At 61.0% G+C, this 18,568-nt stretch carries 18 protein-coding genes and 1 other RNA gene; 13 read left to right on the top strand and 6 right to left on the bottom strand.

What is annotated here, in order from left to right; all coding sequences use genetic code 11:
• Positions 1-25: 25 nt before the first annotated feature.
• From ssrS to ATN84_RS17795, 3 genes are all read right to left on the bottom strand, one after another.
• Positions 26-182: non-coding RNA, 6S RNA (gene ssrS / locus ATN84_RS17785), on the bottom strand.
• Positions 183-303: 121 nt separating this feature from the next.
• Complete coding sequence (locus tag ATN84_RS17790) at positions 304-672, bottom strand: cell division protein ZapA (protein WP_068883114.1); 369 nt, start codon at positions 670-672, stop codon at positions 304-306.
• Between the two features lie 19 nt (positions 673-691).
• Complete coding sequence (locus ATN84_RS17795) at positions 692-964, bottom strand: DUF4164 domain-containing protein (RefSeq protein WP_068883117.1); 273 nt, start codon at positions 962-964, stop codon at positions 692-694.
• 335 nt (positions 965-1,299) lie between these two features.
• Here ATN84_RS17795 and tkt point away from each other — a divergent pair, with 335 nt between their 5' ends.
• The 5 genes from tkt to ATN84_RS17820 all read left to right on the top strand — a co-directional run bounded on the left by tkt (position 1,300) and on the right by ATN84_RS17820 (position 7,475).
• Positions 1,300-3,294: a transketolase gene (gene tkt / locus ATN84_RS17800; protein WP_068883119.1), complete on the top strand. Its 1,995-nt coding sequence runs from the start codon at positions 1,300-1,302 to the stop codon at positions 3,292-3,294.
• 51 nt (positions 3,295-3,345) lie between these two features.
• The gene (gene gap / locus ATN84_RS17805) at positions 3,346-4,356 is read left to right on the top strand and encodes a type I glyceraldehyde-3-phosphate dehydrogenase (RefSeq protein WP_068883121.1); all 1,011 of its coding nucleotides are present in this window, start codon (positions 3,346-3,348) and stop codon (positions 4,354-4,356) included.
• 4 nt (positions 4,357-4,360) lie between these two features.
• On the top strand, positions 4,361-4,930 hold the full coding sequence (locus ATN84_RS17810) for a putative glycolipid-binding domain-containing protein (protein WP_068883123.1): 570 nt from the start codon (positions 4,361-4,363) through the stop codon (positions 4,928-4,930).
• Between the two features lie 45 nt (positions 4,931-4,975).
• A complete protein-coding gene (locus tag ATN84_RS17815) occupies positions 4,976-6,169 on the top strand; it encodes a phosphoglycerate kinase (RefSeq protein WP_068883125.1) in 1,194 nt (397 codons plus the stop codon).
• Between the two features lie 280 nt (positions 6,170-6,449).
• Entirely contained in the window at positions 6,450-7,475 is a 1,026-nt protein-coding gene (locus ATN84_RS17820) for a class I fructose-bisphosphate aldolase (RefSeq protein WP_068883127.1), read from the top strand.
• Positions 7,476-7,733: 258 nt separating this feature from the next.
• Here ATN84_RS17820 and ATN84_RS27525 read toward each other — a convergent pair whose 3' ends face one another.
• A complete protein-coding gene (locus tag ATN84_RS27525; protein WP_201026398.1) occupies positions 7,734-7,901 on the bottom strand; it encodes a hypothetical protein in 168 nt (55 codons plus the stop codon).
• Positions 7,902-8,048: 147 nt separating this feature from the next.
• Between ATN84_RS27525 and ATN84_RS17825 the strand changes: the two genes are divergently transcribed.
• The 5 genes from ATN84_RS17825 (at position 8,049) to ATN84_RS17845 (ending at position 12,537) form a co-directional block, all read left to right on the top strand.
• Positions 8,049-9,950, top strand: a complete 1,902-nt coding sequence (locus tag ATN84_RS17825) for a propionyl-CoA synthetase (protein WP_068883129.1) — start codon at positions 8,049-8,051, stop codon at positions 9,948-9,950.
• A 158-nt stretch (positions 9,951-10,108) separates the two neighbouring features.
• On the top strand, positions 10,109-10,894 hold the full coding sequence (locus ATN84_RS17830; protein ID WP_068883131.1) for an SDR family NAD(P)-dependent oxidoreductase: 786 nt from the start codon (positions 10,109-10,111) through the stop codon (positions 10,892-10,894).
• A 107-nt stretch (positions 10,895-11,001) separates the two neighbouring features.
• Positions 11,002-11,187 (top strand): hypothetical protein, encoded by a 186-nt coding sequence (locus tag ATN84_RS17835; protein ID WP_068883133.1) that lies wholly within the window; start codon positions 11,002-11,004, stop codon positions 11,185-11,187.
• 49 nt (positions 11,188-11,236) lie between these two features.
• Positions 11,237-11,824, top strand: a complete 588-nt coding sequence (locus tag ATN84_RS17840; protein WP_068883563.1) for a DJ-1/PfpI family protein — start codon at positions 11,237-11,239, stop codon at positions 11,822-11,824.
• 5 nt (positions 11,825-11,829) lie between these two features.
• Positions 11,830-12,537, top strand: a complete 708-nt coding sequence (locus ATN84_RS17845; RefSeq protein WP_068883135.1) for a helix-turn-helix transcriptional regulator — start codon at positions 11,830-11,832, stop codon at positions 12,535-12,537.
• Positions 12,538-12,608: 71 nt separating this feature from the next.
• Here ATN84_RS17845 and ATN84_RS17850 read toward each other — a convergent pair whose 3' ends face one another.
• Positions 12,609-13,304 (bottom strand): DUF1013 domain-containing protein, encoded by a 696-nt coding sequence (locus tag ATN84_RS17850; RefSeq protein WP_068883137.1) that lies wholly within the window; start codon positions 13,302-13,304, stop codon positions 12,609-12,611.
• Between the two features lie 225 nt (positions 13,305-13,529).
• On the opposite strand from ATN84_RS17850, the gene ATN84_RS17855 reads away from it, so the two are divergent.
• Entirely contained in the window at positions 13,530-15,731 is a 2,202-nt protein-coding gene (locus ATN84_RS17855; RefSeq protein ID WP_068883139.1) for an esterase-like activity of phytase family protein, read from the top strand.
• Between the two features lie 51 nt (positions 15,732-15,782).
• Here the strand turns inward: ATN84_RS17855 and ATN84_RS17860 are convergent, their stop codons facing one another.
• A complete protein-coding gene (locus tag ATN84_RS17860) occupies positions 15,783-16,787 on the bottom strand; it encodes an NAD(P)H-quinone oxidoreductase (protein ID WP_068883141.1) in 1,005 nt (334 codons plus the stop codon).
• A gap of 102 nt (positions 16,788-16,889) precedes the next feature.
• Here ATN84_RS17860 and ATN84_RS17865 point away from each other — a divergent pair, with 102 nt between their 5' ends.
• Together ATN84_RS17865 and ATN84_RS17870 are read left to right on the top strand one after the other, a co-directional pair.
• Positions 16,890-17,078 (top strand): DUF1192 domain-containing protein, encoded by a 189-nt coding sequence (locus ATN84_RS17865; protein ID WP_068883143.1) that lies wholly within the window; start codon positions 16,890-16,892, stop codon positions 17,076-17,078.
• A 142-nt stretch (positions 17,079-17,220) separates the two neighbouring features.
• Positions 17,221-18,465 carry an MFS transporter gene (locus ATN84_RS17870; protein ID WP_068883145.1) on the top strand — a complete coding sequence of 415 codons (1,245 nt, stop codon included), beginning with the start codon at positions 17,221-17,223 and terminating at the stop codon, positions 18,463-18,465.
• Positions 18,466-18,568: the final 103 nt, after the last annotated feature.

Genomic DNA, 18,568 nt, shown 5'->3' on the forward strand with positions numbered 1-18,568 from the left:
CGCAAGGTCAAGTGGGAAGGAAAAGTGGCGACCACGACGACCGATGGAGAGATTGATCCCGGGAACCTACAAAGTAGGTGGGCGCCGTGTGGAAAAGCCCACGAGCCTTTCCAGGGACAGCTCCCTTGAGATCAATTAAGGCCCCGGGGATAAGTTACTCCTGTCGTGAAGCGCAGTACGCCGAACGCCAATATAGGACGCCGTGTCCCGCCGCGCCAGAGGGTCAGGCCTGCTTGCCTCGCGGTTTTTGAAGAAAATGATACAGGATCCCGAAAAGCCCTGCGAGAACGGCGCCGGCGCGGTTCATGCACCCGGCTTCATCGCCAGCTTGGTCGCGAGCGTCTCGACGCGCTGCGCCACTTCAGACAGGGTCCCCGTCAGCGCTGCCTCGTTCTTGTCGGCCTTGCTCAGGGCCTCGTCGCGCGACCGCCGCAGGGTCTCCGCTTCGTTTTCGAGACCCTTCAGACGCTTCTGCATCTCGACGAGTTCGTCCATGACCATGATGCCGGCCATCACCGTCAGGCGCTGGTCGCCGATCTCGCCGAAGGAGGATTTCAGATGGGTGACGTAACGGTCGAAACGCTCGGCAAGCCCGGTCAGGTGCTGCTCCTGCCCCTCGTCGCACGCCATGCGGTAGGCTTTGCCGTCGATCGTAACCGTCACCGTTGCCATGCGATCTCCCCTTAAAGACTTACCTGTCCAGCACGGCGCGGATCGTTTCCATCGCTGTGACAAGACGCCGCGACACTTCGCGGTTGGCGGATTCGAGACGCTCGGCACGGGATTCGGATGTGTCCAGCTCCTGCGCCAACCGGCTGCGGTCGGTGTTCATGCGCTGCACTTCTTCCTCGGCTTCCGTATAATCACCCTCCTTTTCGAGCCTTAGATCCACTGCCTCCTCGAGCGCGTTGAGCGCCCGGCTCAGCCGGTCCAAGACTTGTCTAAGGGTCGTTTCCGGTGCCATCCCTGGTTCATCCCCTGACCATTCCCCGACAATTTTCCAAAGCGACGAATCGCATTGCCGATGAACGGTATTTCCTTCGAATATTAGTAGCCGCTTTGATTGCACGCAACAAATCAAGGCAGTCATGAAAAAGTCATACACCGGTTATCGACTGCATTATGGCCTTTTGCTGACAATGCACAAGTTCCGCATGCGGACCGCGGCTAACCCGCGCGGTACCGAATCGTGGGGCATGGTTTTATTGACTCCACATCTGCACCTGCTATGTGTCGCCTGCTTTTCCAGCATCGCCGGAACCGGCGCGCTCAAGTCCCTTTCGAAAGACGGCCGAGACCATGACCAATTCCGAAAAACACAACAAAATGGCAAACGCGATCCGCTTCCTGTCGATGGATGCGGTCGAGAAGGCCAATTCCGGCCATCCCGGCCTGCCCATGGGTGCCGCCGATATTGCCACGGTTCTCTACACCCGCTTTCTTTCGCATGATCCGAACAATCCGCACTGGCCCGACCGCGACCGGTTCGTGCTGTCCGCCGGCCATGGTTCGATGCTGCTCTATTCCGTGCTCTATCTCTCGGGCTACGAGGATATCACCATCGACGAGATCAAGAATTTCCGTCAGCTCGGTTCACGCACCGCTGGCCATCCCGAATATGGCCATGCGGCGGGGATCGAGACGACCACCGGTCCGCTGGGCCAAGGGCTTGCCAATGCCGTCGGCATGGCGCTCGGCGAGCGCATCCTGAACGCGCAGTTCGGCGATGATCTCGTCAATCATTACACTTATGTGCTTGCCGGCGACGGCTGCCTGATGGAAGGCATCAGCCAGGAAGCCATCTCGCTTGCCGGCCATCTGAAGCTTAATAAGCTCATTGTCTTCTGGGACAACAACAACATCTCCATCGACGGTCCGGTCTCCCTTGCCGACAATACCGATCAGGCCGCGCGTTTCGCCGCATCCGGCTGGAATACGCTGAGCATCGACGGTCATGATCAGGAAGCCATCGCCAGGGCGATTGAGGAGGCCCGCGCCTCCGACAAGCCGACGATGATCGCCTGCAAGACGACCATCGGTTTCGGCGCGCCGAACAAGGCCGGCACCAACAAGGTCCATGGCTCGCCGCTCGGCGCCGAAGAGATTGCCGCCACCCGCAAGGCCCTCGGCTGGGAAGAAGCTCCCTTCGTCGTTCCCGCCGACATCCTCGACGCATGGCGCCTTGCCGGCCTGAACGCCGCCCGCAAGCGGCAGGAATGGGAAAAGCGCCTGGCTGCCGCCGATGCCGGCACCCGCGCCGAATTCGAGCGCCGTATCCGGGGCGATCTGCCAGGCGGCTTCGAGCAGGCGATCGCCGACTACAAGGAAAAAGTCTCGGCGGAAAAGCCGAAGGTAGCGACCCGCAAGGCGTCCGAAATGGCGCTGGAGGTCATCAACGGCGTGGTGCCGGAAACCATTGGCGGCTCCGCCGATCTGACCGGTTCCAACAACACCAAGACCAGCCAGACCAAGCCGATCACGCCGGACGATTACAGCGGACGCTATATCCATTACGGCATCCGCGAACACGGCATGGCGGCGGCGATGAACGGCCTGTCGCTGCATGGCGGCATTATTCCCTATTCCGGCACCTTCCTGACCTTCTCCGATTATTGCCGTCCGGCGATGCGCCTCTCGTCGCTGATGGGCATCCGCGTGGTCTATGTGATGACGCATGATTCCATCGGCCTCGGCGAGGATGGCCCGACCCACCAGCCGGTCGAGCAACTCGCAGCGCTGCGGGCGATCCCCAATCATTTGGTTTTCCGTCCCGCCGATACCGTGGAAACCGCCGAATGCTGGGAACTGGCGCTGAAATCGGCAAAGACGCCGTCGACTATCGCGCTGACCCGCCAGAACCTGCCGACGGTGCGCACCGATCATATCGAGGAAAATCTCTGCGCCTTGGGTGCCTATGAGCTCGCAACGGCCGGCGATGACGCGAAGGTGACGATCTTCGCCACGGGATCGGAAGTCGAAATCGCGCTGAACGCTCGTGCGGCGCTCGAGAAGAAGGGCATTGCGACCCGCGTCGTCTCCGTACCCTGCTTCGAGCTGTTCGAGGAACAGACACCTGCCTATCAGCAGGCGCTGATAGGCGACGCGCCTGTCAAGATCGCCGTCGAGGCTGCGATTTCGCTCGGCTGGGAACGCTTCATCGGCGAAGACGGCGTCTTCATCGGCATGAAGGGTTTCGGCGCCAGCGGACGTATCGAAGATCTCTACAAGCATTTCGGCATTACCGCGGAGGCCGTCGTCGAGGCTGCCGAAGCCAAGTTGCAGCAGGCCGCCTGAGCGGCTGCGTACCAGGGCACCTTTACTCGCTAGTCAGGGAGACAATAGAAAATGGCAGTTCGCGTCGCAATCAACGGGTTTGGCCGTATCGGCCGCAACATCCTTCGCGCCATCGTCGAATCCGGCCGCACCGACATTGAAGTCGTCGCGATCAATGACCTCGGCCCGGTGGAGACCAATGCGCATCTGCTGCGTTATGATTCCGTTCATGGCCGTTTCCCGGCCGAGGTAAAGGTCGACGGCGACAGCATCGTCATCGATGGCCGCAAGCCGATCAAGGTGACGGCGATCAAGGATCCCGCGACGCTGCCGCACAAGGAACTCGGCGTCGATATCGCCATGGAATGCACCGGCATCTTCACCTCGCGTGAAAAGGCTGCCGCCCATCTGACCGCCGGCGCCAAGCGCGTCATCGTCTCCGCGCCGGCCGAAGGCGCTGACCTGACGGTCGTCTATGGCGTCAACAGCGACAAGCTGACCAAGGAGCACATGGTCATCTCCAATGCCTCCTGCACGACCAACTGCCTTGTGCCGGTGGTCAAGGTGCTCGATGACGCCGTCGGCATCGATCACGGCTTCATGACCACCATCCACTCCTACACCAACGACCAGCCCTCGCTCGACCAGATGCACAAGGATCTCTACCGCGCCCGCGCCGCGGCACTGTCGATGATCCCGACCTCGACGGGTGCGGCCAAGGCCGTTGGCCTCGTGCTGCCGCACTTGAAGGGCAAGCTCGACGGCACTTCGATCCGCGTTCCGACCCCGAATGTCTCGGTTGTCGACTTCAAGTTCGTCGCCAAGCGCAACACGACCGTCCAGGAAATCAACGACGCCATCAAGGCTGCCGCCAATGGCCCGCTGAAGGGCGTTCTCGGCTATACCGAGGAGCCGCTCGTTTCCCGCGACTTCAACCACGATCCCCAATCCTCGATCTTCGCGATCGACCAGACCAAGGTCATGGAAGGCAACTTCGTCCGTATCCTCACCTGGTACGATAATGAATGGGGCTTCTCCAACCGCATGGCCGATACGGCCGTCGCTTTTGCGAAGGTGATGTAAGCCGATGTTCAGGCCCCTCTCCCCAAGAACGGTGCGCTGGCGCCCGATCGAGGGAGAGGGGCTCGAACACCTCGTGATCACACCGCATGACGGCGGGATTCGCGTCGACAGCGTTGTGATCGGCGAGCAGGGCGATATTTCCTACGGCGTGCGCTACCGCATCGATTGCGACGCGCGCTGGCATGTCCGCAGCTTTTCCGTCGAGACGATGGCGGGACAACGGCTCGCCCTCCTTTCCGACGGCAAAGGACACTGGCGCAATGAAGACGGCGATGCCTTGCCTGAATTCGACGGCTGCATCGACATCGACCTTGCGGGAACGCCCTTCACCAATACAATACCGATCAGACGCCTCGGCCTGACGCCGCAATCCGAAACGGCGAAGCTTGCCATGCTTTATGTGCCGTTCGATCGTTTCGAGCCATTCCGCGACGGGCAGCATTATACCTGCCTGGAAGCAGACCGGCTCTATCGCTACCAGGCCGAGGACTGCAGCTTCAGCGCCGATCTTCCCGTCGACGAAGACGGCCTCGTTATCGATTATCCAGGCCTGTTCGAAAGGCTGAAAGCGTGACTGGCCACTCTGGCATCGCGCGCCAACACCGACCGGAGAAGACTGATGAATTTCCGTACCCTTGATGATGCAGATGTCACGTCCAAGCGCGTTCTTCTCCGGGTAGACCTCAACGTCCCTGTGGCCAATGGCGAGGTGACGGACGCAACCCGCATCGAGCGCGTTGTGGACACCATCTCCGAACTGTCGAACAAGGGGGCGAAGGTCATCCTGCTGGCGCATTTCGGCCGTCCCAAGGGCGCGCCCTCCCCCGAATTTTCGCTACGCCAGGTGGTGAAGGCGCTGGAGAAGCATCTTCACCATCCCGTGCATTTCGCCGACAACTGCATTGGCGAGAAGGCCGCGGGCGCCGTCGCCGCCATGAAAGACGGCGATATCCTGCTTCTGGAGAACACTCGCTTCCACAAGGGCGAGGAAAAGAATGACCCCGATTTCGTCAAGGCGCTCGCTGCCAATGGCGACATCTATGTCAACGATGCCTTTTCGGCGGCCCACCGCGCCCATGCCTCGACAGAAGGGCTCGCCCATCTGCTTCCCGCCTATGCCGGTCGCACCATGCAGGCCGAACTCGAAGCGCTGGAAAAGGGCCTCGGCAACCCCGCCCGACCGGTGGTGGCGATCGTCGGCGGCGCGAAGGTTTCCTCCAAGATCGATCTCCTCACCAATCTGATCGAGAAGGTCGACGCCCTCGTCATCGGCGGCGGCATGGCCAACACGTTCCTCGCCGCGCGCGGCCTCGACGTCGGCAAGTCGCTTTGCGAGCATGATCTCGCCGACACGGCGCGCCAGATCATGGCCAAGGCGGAAGAAGCCAAATGCGCGATCATCCTTCCCATCGATGCCATCGTCGCATGGCATTTCCAGGAGGATGCGCCCAATCATGCCTATGGCATCGATGCCATTCCCGCCGACGGCATGATCCTCGATGTCGGATCGCAGTCGATCGAGCGCATCAACGGCGCGATCGACGATGCCGCGACCCTGGTCTGGAACGGTCCGCTCGGCGCTTTCGAGCTTCGCCCCTTCGACAAGGCGACGGTCGCCGCGGCCCGCCATGTCGCGGCCCGCACCAGGGAAGGCAAGCTTGTCTCGGTGGCCGGCGGCGGCGATACGGTTGCAGCCCTCAACCATGCAGGCGTGGCCGGTGATTTCAGCTATGTATCGACGGCCGGCGGCGCTTTCCTCGAATGGATGGAAGGCAAGACGCTCCCGGGCGTCGATGTGCTGAAACGCGCATAAGGCGTCTTGAAACACTCTATAGCCCCGACTTCAGCCGGGGCTTTTTTTATGTCAGAAATAGCGGCAAAGCACATTGCGCTCTCGCGCCTTAACCGTCTGCCGAAAAAAGTCACCGCACTAAATCGTTTGAAATAAATTCAATCGTTTCAAAGATTTGCACTGCCGTTTCGTTTGTCGCACTCTTTTGTTATTGCGCAGGCGAAAGCTGGGCAACCCTGATAAAGGGTACTGGTTTTCCGTCTGGACTTGCCTGGAAACGAAAGAGTTGGAGCTCCCATCTATGACTGAACGTCTCGAAGATATTGCGATTGCCATGGTTGCCGACGGCAAGGGCCTTCTTGCCGCCGATGAAAGTTCGGGAACGATCAAGAAGAGGTTCGACACGATAGGCCTGGATTCGACGGAGGAAAGCCGCCGCGACTATCGCGAAATGCTGTTCCGCTCGGAAGAGGCGATGAAGAGCTATATTTCCGGCGTCATCCTCTATGACGAGACCATTCGCCAGAGCGCGGCCGACGGCACCAAACTCACCGATATTATCAAAGCGGCTGGCAGCATTCCCGGCATCAAGGTTGATGCCGGCGCAAAGCCGCTGGCGGGTTTCCCCGGTGAAACCATCACCGAAGGGCTTGACGGCCTGCGCGAGCGCCTTGCCGAATACCATAAGCTCGGCGCCCGTTTCGCCAAATGGCGCGGCGTGATCTCCATTTCCGATGGTCTGCCCACCTGGGGCGCCGTCAAGCAGAACGCCCAGGCGCTCGCCCGCTATGCCGCGCTTTGCCAGGAAGCCGGCATCGTACCGATCGTCGAGCCGGAGGTGCTGATGGACGGCAAGCCCGGCGATCATTCGATCGACCGCTGCTATGAGGTGACCGAATGGGTGCTGAAGACGGTCTTCGCCGAACTCTATGACGCGCGTGTCGTGCTGGAAGGCATGATCCTGAAGCCGAACATGGTCATCGACGGCAAGAATGCCCGCAAAGCCTCCGTCGAGGAAGTGGCGGAAAAGACCGTGCGCTGCCTGAAATCGACCGTGCCTGCCACGGTGCCGGGCATTGCCTTCCTCTCCGGCGGCCAATCCGACGAGGAAGCGACGGCGCATCTCTCCGCCATGAATGCCGCCTATCAGATGCCGTGGAAGCTGACCTTCTCCTATGGCCGCGCATTGCAGGCCGCGGCACTGAAGGCCTGGGGCGGCAAGCCGGAAAATGTCGCCGCCGGCCAGCGCGCCTTTGCCCATCGTGCCCGTATGAACGCCCTTGCTGCAACGGGCGGCTGGAAAGAAGATCTCGAAAAGGCTGCGTAAGCCTGACGACCATTTGAGACGAAGAAGCCCGGATCGTGCATTCGGGCTTTTTCTTTTAGTGTTTGTCAGAACTAGCTTGAAGCGGCGTCCGTCTGGTCGTCATTCTCGGGCCTGTCCCGAGAATCTACCGCAGCTTAAACTGTCAGGACGGTAATCGCTTATCTTTTTCCTTATGGCAGATTCTCGGGACAAGCCCGAGAATGACGGCGGGATACTGGGCCGCGTTCTGCTAGCGTTCCAATTAAACCATGGCAGACTCTAAAGCACCGCCCCTGCGTGCAGGGCGACGACCAGAAACATCAATCCGATCGCAACCACCGCGATCCTCCAGAAATCGCCGCGGCGTTTGAGACCTGGAAGCCCGAGCGGTTTGACCAGATGCAGGGCCATCAGCATGATAAGCAGAATAGGCAGGATTTTGATCAAGGGTGGGTCCTTTTCAAATGTCTCTTACCGCGCAGCACGCTGAACCGCCAAGCCTTTCCCGATATTTCGCCGATCCTTTAGTCTCATGGACGTTTGGCCGCTCAAAGCGCTAGAACAGCAATGGAGGAACTGTTTTGGGAGGAACAGATGTCGTCGCGCTACGATGCCACCTATGATTCGTGGAAACGCGACCCCGAAGGCTTCTGGGCCGATGCCGCCCAGGTCATCGATTGGGTCAAGCCGTGGGACAAGGTCTTCGATCCTGATATGGGCGTCTACGGGCGGTGGTTTCCGGGTGCGCTGTGCAACACCTGCTACAACGCCGTCGACCGCCACGTCGAAAGCGGCCGCGGCGAACAGCCCGCCATCATCTATGACAGCCCGATCACCGGCAGAAAACGAGAGCTAACCTACCGGAATATCCTCGAAGAGGTTCAGGCGCTCGCGGCGGTCATGCTCGATAACGGCGTAAAAGCCGGAGATCGCGTCATCATCTATATGCCCATGGTGCCCGAAGCGGCGATCGCCATGCTCGCCTGTGCCCGTATCGGCGCGATTCATTCGGTTGTCTTCGGCGGTTTCGCCGCCCATGAGCTCGCCAGCCGCATCGATGACGCCAAGCCGGTCATGATCATCGCCGCCTCCTGCGGCCTGGAGCCCGGCCGCGTCATCGCCTACAAGCCGATGCTCGACAAGGCGATCGACATGGCGAAGCACAAGGTCACACGCTGCATCGTCCTTGAACGGCCGGAGCTCGCCTATGAGCCGGTGCCGGACCGCGATATTGACTATGCCTCCGCCGTCGCCAACGCACGCGGGCGCTTCGTCCCCTGCACGCCTGTCGCCGCCACCGATCCGCTCTATGTGCTCTACACCTCCGGCACCACGGGACAGCCCAAGGGCGTCGTGCGCGACAATGGCGGGCATATGGTGGCGCTTGCCTGGTCGATGGGCGCGGTCTTCGACATAGCGCCAGGCGATGTCTTCTGGGCCGCATCCGATGTCGGCTGGGTCGTCGGCCATTCCTACATCGTCTATGGTCCGCTGCTGATCGGCGCCACCAGCATCCTCTTCGAGGGCAAGCCCGTCGGCACGCCCGATCCCGGCACGTTCTGGCGCATCATCGACGAGCATAATGTGAAGACGATGTTCACCGCCCCGACCGCCTTCCGCGCCATCAAGAAGGACGATCCGGGTGGCCAATACGTGAAGCGCCATGATATCTCGCGCTTCCGCTGTCTCTTCCTCGCCGGAGAACGCGCCGACCCCGATACGATCAAATGGGCGGAAGAAAAGCTCGGCGTTCCCGTGATCGACCATTGGTGGCAGACCGAATCGGGCTGGCCGATGGTTGCAAACCCGGTCGGCCTCGGCATCCTGCCGGTAAAATACGGCTCTCCCACCAAGACCCTTCCCGGCTACGAGATTCATGTGGTCGATGACGCCGGACATCAGGTAAAGCGCGGAGAACTCGGCAACATCGTCATCAAGCTGCCTCTCGCGCCGGGCTGTCTCCCAACCCTCTGGAACGCCGATCAGCGCTTCCGCGATGCCTATCTCGCCGAGTTCCCGGGCTACTACAAGACGGCTGACGCAGGCTATATGGACGAGGACGGATACCTCTACATCATGAGTCGCACCGACGACATCATCAATGTCGCCGGCCATCGTCTTTCGACCGGCGCGATGGAGGAGATCATCGCCGGGCACCCCGATGTCGCCGAATGCGCGGTCATCGGCATTGCCGACGGGCTTAAGGGGCAGGTCCCCTGCGGCTTTCTGGTTCTCAAATCCGGCGTGACGCGCACTGACTGCGATATCGAAGCGGACTGCATCGCCAGGGTCCGCGAGGAAATCGGCCCGGTTGCCGCCTTCAAGCTGGCGCTTGCGGTCAAGCGGCTGCCGAAAACCCGCTCGGGCAAGATATTGCGCGGCACGATGCAGAAAATCGCCAACAGCGAGCAATGGGCGATACCGGCCACGATCGACGATCCGGCCATCCTGACGGAAATTGCCGAAGTGCTGAAGCAACACGGCATCGGCGGTTGACCCTCGGCCCTGCCCGGTCCAATCTCCCCCGATATTACAGCGCCATGCGTCCGTCAGGGCGCACAAAGGACGCTGTAAATTATTGAATCTACGCTATCCAAGCTTTCTGAAAATCGATTCCGATTTTCATGCTGATGCTGTAGCAGGGAGAAGGCCGCATGGCGCTGGAAGGCAAAACGGCAATTGTGACAGGTGGCGCGCAGGGCATCGGATACGCCATTGCCAGGCGCTACCTGATGGACGGCGCCAGCGTAGTGATCGCCGATGTCGATGAAGCGAAGGGAGAAGCGGCGGAGAAAGACCTGTCGCAGCTTGGCGCCGTGCGTTTCACGCCGGCCGATGTCGGCCAGAAGCTCGACGTGCACAATCTGGTGGCCTTTACGACGGACACGTTCGGCGACATCGATATTCTGGTCAACAATGCCGGAATTGCGCACCATGCCGATTTCCTCTCGCTGAAGGAGGAGGATTTCGATCGTGTGCTGCGGATCAATCTGAAGGGCGCCTTCCTCTGCGCCCAGGCCGTGGCAAAGCTTATGGTGGCAAGGGTCAAGGCGGGCGGCCCCGCCGGCACCATCATCAACATGTCCTCGATCAACGCGCTGTTCGGGCTGGAGGGCCAGGTGCCCTACTCGATCTCCAAGGGCGGCGTGAACCAGCTCACCCGCGTCATGGCCGTTTCGCTTGCGCCCCATGGCATCCGCGTCAATGCGATCGGACCGGGTTCGATCGACACCGACATGCTGGCCAATGTGAACGCCGATCCCGGCGCCAGGGAGCGTATCCTGTCGCGCACGCCAATGGGACGCATCGGCGATCCATCCGAGATCGCCGGCATAGCGGCTTTCCTCGCCTCTCCCGATGCGAGCTATGTGACCGGGCAGACGATCTATGCCGATGGCGGACGACTGCCGCTCAACTATACCGTTCTCGTAAAAACCTGATCGCAGGCGCGCCGGCCCGGCTTTATGCGTTCTTCCGATACTCCTGACAGATAGCTGTCAGGAGGGGTGTGCGATGATACCTTCCTGAAACCAAGGGAGAAACCGCTATGGGTATCGTCATACCTCCGATTTTGAGTGTGCTTCAGCACTATCGCCGGAAGATGCAGGAACGGCGCGCGCAGATCCGCACGGAACGCATGATCAACGATCTGCCGCGCTATATCCAGAAGGACATCGGCTGGCCCGACGCCCGCACCAACCGTAATGCGGACTGGTGGAAGGCTGTTCTCTGATGCGCAAAAACTGTAAAATGGGCGGGGAAATCTGATGGCGGACGCGAAAATGGCGGCGAAAAAGACGATCGGCCTCGTTTTCATCGAAGGTTATGCCGATTGGGAATTCGGCTTCCTTTCCGCGTCCGCCGTGGAATATTTCGGTGCGCGTATTATCTCCCTCGCGCCTGGGAAGAAGCCCATCACATCCATCGGCGGGCTGCTCCTGACGCCCGAACGCGGCGTCTCCGGAGATGAGAACACCGATCTCGATGCGATCGCCGTTATCGGCTCGGAGAACTGGTTCTCCGACACCCCTCCTGACATCGCACCATTGATCCTGTCAGTTCACGCGCGTGGCGGAACGGTCGGCGGCATCTGCGCCGGCACGCTGGCGCTCGCACGCGCCGGCCTTTTTGCCGGCCGGGCTCATACCAGCAATGGCGCGGGATGGATTCAGGCGAAGATCGGCGATTATGATGGCGCGGACCGCTATCGTGATGTGCCTTTCGCCATCAGCGACGGCCATGTCGTCAGCGCATCGGGCACGGCGCCTGGAACCTTCACTGCGGCCTTTCTCGAAACACTTCTCCCGGACAAGGTCGACAGCATTGCGGAAATGCGCGCGCTCTTTGCGCGCGAATACGGGAGCGTCTGACATCCATGCGTCGCGCCGACCGTCTTTTCCAGATTGTGCAGCGCCTGCGCGGAGGCAGGCTGGTGACCGCCCGGCAACTGGCCGAAAGGCTGGAGGTCTCCGAGCGCACCATCTATCGCGACATCGCCGACTTGCAGTCGACAGGTGTACCCATCGATGGCGAGGCGGGCGTTGGCTATATCTTGCGGGAAGGCTTCGACCTGCCGCCGCTGATGTTCACGCGTGACGAAATCGTCGCCCTCGTCGCCGGCGCCAGGCTGATCCGCGCCTGGGGCGGCGCGTCCATGGCGCGCGGCGCGGAGGAAGCGCTGATCAAGATCGAGGCGGTGCTCCCGAAGGAGGATCGCTCCCGCATCGCCAATACCCAGATCCATGCGCCCGCCGCCTATCTCACCGAGCATGAGCGGCAGATCATCGATATTGTCGAGCGTGCCGTCGACGGCGGCAATGTGCTGACCATAAGCTATCGCGATCTGGAAGGGCGCGAGAGCGGCCGTGACATCCGCCCGCTCGGCCTCTGGTTCTGGGGCAAGGTCTGGACCGTCATCGGCTGGTGCGAATTGCGCACGGCCTTTCGCACCTTCCGCACAGACCGTATTTCCCTTGCTGCGGATTCAGGCCGCCGCTTCCGGCCCGAGCGCGGCAAGACGCTGGCCGATTTCTACCGGCAGATGGAGGCGCGCGAGTTCAACGCCTACAAGGGCCAGTATTGATGATCCTCCCAAGGAAAAACCGGCGTGGATTTCTCCACGCCGGTTTTTTTAATTCATGGCGTTGAACGCGCTTATTCCTCGTCTTCGTCCTCGTTGCGTGAACCCTTCAGCGACGAAAGCTTGGCGAAAACCTTGTCGGCGTCGAGCTCCTCCTCTTCTCGGGAGGACGGCTGATCGCGGTAATCGAGGTTCTCCGTCGCCGAAGCCGGCAACAGCGTATCGCCGGTCTCCACGGTGGCCGGACGGTTGCGCGCTGCGCGTTCGACCTCGAGATCGAGATCGATCTGCGAGCAAAGGCCGAGCGTTACCGGATCCATCGGCTGGAGATTGGTGGAGTTCCAATGGGTACGGTTGCGGATCTGCTCGATGGTCGATTTCGTCGTGCCGATGAGGCGCGAGATCTGCGCGTCCTTCAATTCCGGATGATTGCGCACCAGCCAGAGGATGGCGTTCGGGCGATCCTGGCGCTTCGACAGCGGCGTATAGCGCGGTCCCTTGCGCTTGGTTTCCGGCACGCGGACTTTCGGCTCGGAGAGCTTCAGCTTGTAATTGGAATCCTTTTCGCCCTTGGCGATCTCCTCGCGAGAAAGCTGGCCGGTGATGACGGGATCAAGCCCTTTGATGCCTTGAGCGGATTCGCCGTCGGCGATCGCCTTCACCTCAAGCGGATGCAGCTTGCAGAAATTCGCGATCTGATCGAAGGACAGCGCGGTATTGTCGACAAGCCAGACGGCCGTTGCTTTCGGCATAAGAAGCTGGGTGGCCATTAGATATAATCCTCTCGTTCGTCCGCTCCGGTGGCGCGGGCCGTGGGGTAAACCACAAATTTCCGGGAAATCACGGCCTATATAGCGATATTTTCACCGAGGAGCAAGAAAGCCCTGCGGATTGCCTAGGCATAACCTCCTGTTTTCATCGAACTGTCATGAAAGCGTCATCCCGTTGCAATGCAAGTCGACAAGGAGTGTTCCGAAAAAATAGGGAGCCTCCTCATGCAACGCCGTTCCGTCTACCTCGCCATCTTCGCCGCCCTGACCGCCTCCGCCGCATTTCCTGCGGCCGCCGAGCCGGTCTTCAACCGCATCGCCACCCTCCCCGTCGCCAACAATCTTCCGGCCGATGCCGACAAGGCGACGAAGACCTCGTCGGAAATCATTGCTGTTTCGGAAGACGGCAACACGCTCGTTTATTCCGACAGCCCCTTTGGCGGCGTCGGCTTCGTCGATATCACCGATCCGGCAGCGCCCAAGCCAGGAGGCAGCATCAAGCTTGACGGCGAGCCGACCTCGGTCATCGTCGTGGGCGGTAAGGTGCTGGCGGGCGTCAACACCTCCGAGAGCTATATCAAGCCTTCCGGCCGTCTCGCTGTCGTTGATCTCGCCACCCGCAAGGTGGAGGCAAGTTGCGATCTCGGCGGCCAGCCCGATTCGGTCGCTGTCTCGCCGGACAAGGCTTTTCTCGCCGTCGCAATCGAGAACGAACGCGACGAAGACCTGAACGATGGCGAGATGCCGCAACTCCCGGGTGGCGATCTCAAGATATTCTCGTTGAAGGACGGTCAGCCCGACTGCGCCAGCATGAAGACCGTGGCGCTGACCGGTCTCGCAGAGATCGCGCCGGAAGATCCGGAGCCGGAATTCGTCTCCTTCAACAGCAAGAACGAAATCGCCGTCACCCTGCAGGAGAACAACCACGTCGCCATCATCGATGCGGCGAGCGGCAAGGTCGTCTCGCACTTCTCCGCCGGCCAGGTCGATCTCGACGGCATCGACATCAAATCCGATGGCGCGCTCACCTTCGACAAGAGCCTGAAAGATGCGCTGCGGGAGCCGGACGCCGTAAAGTGGCTCGATGACGACCGCCTCGTCACCGCCAATGAGGGTGACTACAAGGGCGGCTCGCGCGGCTTCACCATTTTCGGCCGCGACGGCAAGGTTCTCTACGAATCCGGCGCGTCGCTGGAGCGCAAGATCGCCCAGATCGGCCATTATCCCGACAAGCGCTCGGGCAAGAAGGGTGTCGAGCCGGAAGGGCTTGAGGTCGCAACCTTCGACGGTACGAAATATATCTTTGTCGCCACCGAGCGTTCCTCCATCATCGGCGTTTACAAGGACACAGGCGGCGAGCCGGAACTCGTCCAGCTCCTGCCTTCCGGCATCGCACCGGAAGGCCTGGTCGCCATCCCGCAGCGTAACCTGCTCGCCACCGCCAACGAGGCCGATCTGGCCGAGGATGGCGGCGCCCGCTCGCATGTGATGATCTACAGGCTCGAGGATGGCAAACCCGCCTATCCGACGATCATCTCGGCCAACAAGGAAGACGGCTCGCCGATAGGCTGGGGCGCGCTTTCCGGCCTCGTCGCCGATCCGAAGGAGCCCGGCAAGCTCTACGCCGTTTCCGACTCCTTCTATTCGACAGCGCCGACGATCTTCTCCATCGACGCCACCAAGCAGCCGGCCGAGATCACCAAGGCGCTCACCGTGACCCGCAACGGCCATCCGGCGCAAAAGCTCGATCTCGAAGGCATCACCACCGACGGCAAAGGCGGCTTCTGGCTCGCCAATGAGGGCAATGTCGCAAAGCTGATCCCGCACGCTATCCTGCAAGTCAATGAGAAGGGCGAGATCAAGCAGGAGATCTCACTCCCTGAGGAGATCCTGGGCGGCCAGAAGCGTTTCGGCCTGGAAGGCATCACGCGTGTCGGCGAAGGCGACGACGAGACCCTGTGGATGGCCGTGCAGCGCGAGTGGGCCGACGACCCGAAGGGCACCGTCAAGCTCCTCGCCTATCAGCCGAAAGCCAAGGAATGGACCGGGGTGCGCTATCCGCTCGACAAGACCGAGGCCGGCTGGGTCGGCCTGTCGGAGATCACCGCCCATGACGGCCAGCTCTATATCGTCGAACGCGACAATCAGATCGGCGACAAGGCGGCAATCAAAAAGCTCTACCGCGTCTCCCTCGACGGCCTGAAGCCCGCCAAGCTTGACGGCGACCTGCCGGTCGTTGAGAAGACGCTCGTCCATGATTTCATGCCCGATCTGAAGGCAAGCAACGGCTATGTCCTCGATAAGCTGGAAGGCTTCGCCGTCGACAGCGACGGCAAGGCCTATGCCGTCACCGATAATGACGGTGTCGACGACTCCTCCGGCGAGACGCTGTTCTTCACCATCGGCAATGTTCAGGCTCTGAACTGAGTTCGGAAATCAGCGAGAAAAAGGGCCGCGCCACGCGCGGCCCGTTTGCATTCACGCGACGTCGAGCACGATCTTGCCGATGTGCTGGCCGTCCTCCATGCGCTCATGCGCCCGCCAGGCATCGCGCAGCGGGAAGATCATGTCCATGACAGGCGAAACGCGTCTTTCCGCCAGAAGCGGCCAGACCTTGCTCTCAAGCTCCTGGGCGATTGCAGCCTTGAATTCCACCGGGCGCGAGCGCAGCGTCGAGCCGGTATGGGTCAGCCGCTTGGTCATCAGCTTCGAGAAATTGGCCGTTGCCTTGGCGCCGTTCAGGAAAGCGATCTGGACGATGCGCCCGTCGATGGCCGCAGCACTGTAATTGCGGTCGATATAATCGCCACCCACCATATCGAGAATGACATTGGCGCCCTTGCCGTCGGTGGCTTCCTCGACGATTTTGACGAAATCCTCCTCGCGGTAGTTGATCGCCCTGTCCGCGCCAAGTCGCAGGCAAGCCTCGCATTTTTCCGCCGAGCCGGCCGTCGTGATGACATAGGCGCCAAAGGCGCTGGCAAGCTGAATCGCCGTCGTGCCGATGCCCGACGAGCCGCCATGCACCAGCAGCGTCTCCCCCGGCTTCAGCCCTCCCCGCTCGAAGACATTGTGCCAGACGGTGAAGAAGGTCTCCGGAATGGCCGCCGATTCGGCATAGCCGAAGCCCGAGGGGAGCGGCAGCGCATTGCTCTCGTCCACCGCGGCGAATTCGGCATAGCCACCGCCGGCGACAAGTGCCGTCACCTGATCGCCCACCCGAAAACGCTGGACCCGGTCGCCTACCGCGGCCACCTCACCGGCGATTTCCAGCCCCGGAATATCCGGCGCGCCGGGCGGCGGGGGATAATGGCCCTGTCTTTGCAGAACATCGGGACGATTGACGCCGGCCGCCTTCACATGCACCAGGATTTCACTTGCCGCAGGTCTCGGCACGGGGCGTTTCACCGGTTTCAGCGCGCGCGGGCCGCCCGGTTGGGTAATCTCTATTGCCGTCATCTGCGATGGGTTTTGCAGGGCCATGGAGGAGCGCTCCTTATTCGAATGATTTGCATGTCGGGGCCATTGGAATGTATCTTTTGACCCGCATCTGGCAATGGGGGCGGGAAGCGAGAGGAGAACGACATGCCGCTTTTCGATGACGAGCCGCCGATCAGGAAAACCGTTCACGAAATCGGACAGGACCTGTCTCTGCTATCGGTGGCGGAACTCGACGAACGTATTGAGATTCTGCATGCTGAAATCGAGCGGCTGAAAATCGACCGCGACCGGAAGGGCGACAGCAAGGCGGCAGCCGAAGCGCTATTCCGCTGAACCCTTGGAAGCTGGAGCATAAAGCCTCTTTCCCCGGAACCCAGCAGACATTCCGGGCACGCAATCATTTTCACCTTTCGCCATTATTCAGCCACGGGCGCTCCCTTCCTTCGGTAGAATTTCCATAGATTCGGGGATCATTTTGTTCAATTCTTTCGTCCAGGTCTTTGCGCTTCTCTGCGGCACGGCGTTTCTTCTGGCCGGTTCCGGTCTCCATGGTCTTCTCCTGCCCCTGCGTGGCGGCAGCGAAGGTTTTGCGCTGAGTTCCCTCGGCCTTCTCGGCACCGCCTGGGCGGGCGGCTTCATCACCGGCTGTCTGCTCGCACCCCGGCTCGTGCGCCGGGTCGGTCATGTCCGCGCCTTCGGCTTCTTTGCGTCCTCGGCTGCGATCATCGCCCTGCTCACCGGGCTTTTCATCGACTCGACCATCTGGATCATGCTGCGCGCCTTCACCGGCTTCACCATGGCGGGCGCCTTCATGGTCATCGAAAGCTGGCTGAACGAACGCGCCACCAACGAAACCCGCGGCCAGATCTTCGGCCTCTATATGATGGTGAACTACGGCGCGGTGATGAGCGGCCAGATGATCGTCGCCGCCGGCGACGTGAATACGGCGAGCCTTTTCATGGTGACTGGCATCTTTTTCTGCCTGGCACTGATCCCCACCGCCATATCGACCGCCATGAGCCCGAAACCCTTGAGCGAGGTGCAGCTTGATCTCAAGGCGCTTTACCGGAATTCGCCCGTATCCTTCGGCAGCTGCATTCTGATCGGCATAGCCAATGGCGCCTGGGGCACACTCGGCGCCGTGTTCGGTGCCGGGTCTGGCATGGACACCACCACCATCGCCCTGATGGTGAGCTTCACCATCCTGGCCGGCGCGCTCACGCAGATACCGGTCGGCCGCTTCTCCGACAGGACGGACCGGCGCTTTGTGTTGGCGGGCGTGGCCGGCGCTTCATCCCTCGTCGGGATCGCCATCTTTCTCATCGCGCCGACCAATGCTATCACCATTCTCGTTTTGACCGCGCTTTACGGAGGACTGGCCTACGCGCTTTATCCCGTGGCGGTCGCCCACGCCAATGATTTCGCGGCGTCGGAGAATTTCGTCAAGATTTCCGGCGGGCTGCTTCTGCTCTATGGCTTCGGCACCATGATCGGCCCCCTGTTCGCCGCAGTCGCAATGGAATATCTCCGGCCATCGGGATTGTTCGCTGTAACGGCGCTCGCCCACATCTCGATCACCGCCTACGCCATCGTCCGCTCGCGCCAGCGCGCAGCACCTTCGGCGGAAGAAAAAGACAGCTTCCAGAGCCTGCCTGCCGAACGCGCGGCCACACCGGAAGGACTTAAGCTCGTCCCACGCGCCGATGACGAGCAGGACTGACATCTTCGGGGAAGAAACCTATCGGCTCACCTGATCAGAAAAGCCAAAGGGGACACCTTTAGCAATCCTAAAGGCGTCCCCTTCTTGGGAGTCAATTCAGGAA

This window comes from Paramesorhizobium deserti (assembly GCF_001558695.1).
Taxonomy (GTDB): Bacteria; Pseudomonadota; Alphaproteobacteria; order Rhizobiales; family Rhizobiaceae; genus Paramesorhizobium; species Paramesorhizobium deserti.

What these genes read in the sequence shown, in the direction of transcription:
- ATN84_RS17790 (WP_068883114.1), bottom strand. Translation starts at nt 672, where the DNA reads ATGGCAACGGTGACGGTTACGATCGACGGCAAAGCCTACCGCATGGCG.
- ATN84_RS17795 (WP_068883117.1), bottom strand. Translation starts at nt 964, where the DNA reads ATGGCACCGGAAACGACCCTTAGACAAGTCTTGGACCGGCTGAGCCGG.
- tkt (WP_068883119.1), top strand. Translation starts at nt 1,300, where the DNA reads ATGACCAATTCCGAAAAACACAACAAAATGGCAAACGCGATCCGCTTC.
- gap (WP_068883121.1), top strand. Translation starts at nt 3,346, where the DNA reads ATGGCAGTTCGCGTCGCAATCAACGGGTTTGGCCGTATCGGCCGCAAC.
- ATN84_RS17810 (WP_068883123.1), top strand. Translation starts at nt 4,361, where the DNA reads ATGTTCAGGCCCCTCTCCCCAAGAACGGTGCGCTGGCGCCCGATCGAG.
- ATN84_RS17815 (WP_068883125.1), top strand. Translation starts at nt 4,976, where the DNA reads ATGAATTTCCGTACCCTTGATGATGCAGATGTCACGTCCAAGCGCGTT.
- ATN84_RS17820 (WP_068883127.1), top strand. Translation starts at nt 6,450, where the DNA reads ATGACTGAACGTCTCGAAGATATTGCGATTGCCATGGTTGCCGACGGC.
- ATN84_RS17825 (WP_068883129.1), top strand. Translation starts at nt 8,049, where the DNA reads ATGTCGTCGCGCTACGATGCCACCTATGATTCGTGGAAACGCGACCCC.
- ATN84_RS17830 (WP_068883131.1), top strand. Translation starts at nt 10,109, where the DNA reads ATGGCGCTGGAAGGCAAAACGGCAATTGTGACAGGTGGCGCGCAGGGC.
- ATN84_RS17835 (WP_068883133.1), top strand. Translation starts at nt 11,002, where the DNA reads ATGGGTATCGTCATACCTCCGATTTTGAGTGTGCTTCAGCACTATCGC.
- ATN84_RS17840 (WP_068883563.1), top strand. Translation starts at nt 11,237, where the DNA reads ATGGCGGCGAAAAAGACGATCGGCCTCGTTTTCATCGAAGGTTATGCC.
- ATN84_RS17845 (WP_068883135.1), top strand. Translation starts at nt 11,830, where the DNA reads ATGCGTCGCGCCGACCGTCTTTTCCAGATTGTGCAGCGCCTGCGCGGA.
- ATN84_RS17850 (WP_068883137.1), bottom strand. Translation starts at nt 13,304, where the DNA reads ATGGCCACCCAGCTTCTTATGCCGAAAGCAACGGCCGTCTGGCTTGTC.
- ATN84_RS17855 (WP_068883139.1), top strand. Translation starts at nt 13,530, where the DNA reads ATGCAACGCCGTTCCGTCTACCTCGCCATCTTCGCCGCCCTGACCGCC.
- ATN84_RS17860 (WP_068883141.1), bottom strand. Translation starts at nt 16,787, where the DNA reads ATGGCCCTGCAAAACCCATCGCAGATGACGGCAATAGAGATTACCCAA.
- ATN84_RS17865 (WP_068883143.1), top strand. Translation starts at nt 16,890, where the DNA reads ATGCCGCTTTTCGATGACGAGCCGCCGATCAGGAAAACCGTTCACGAA.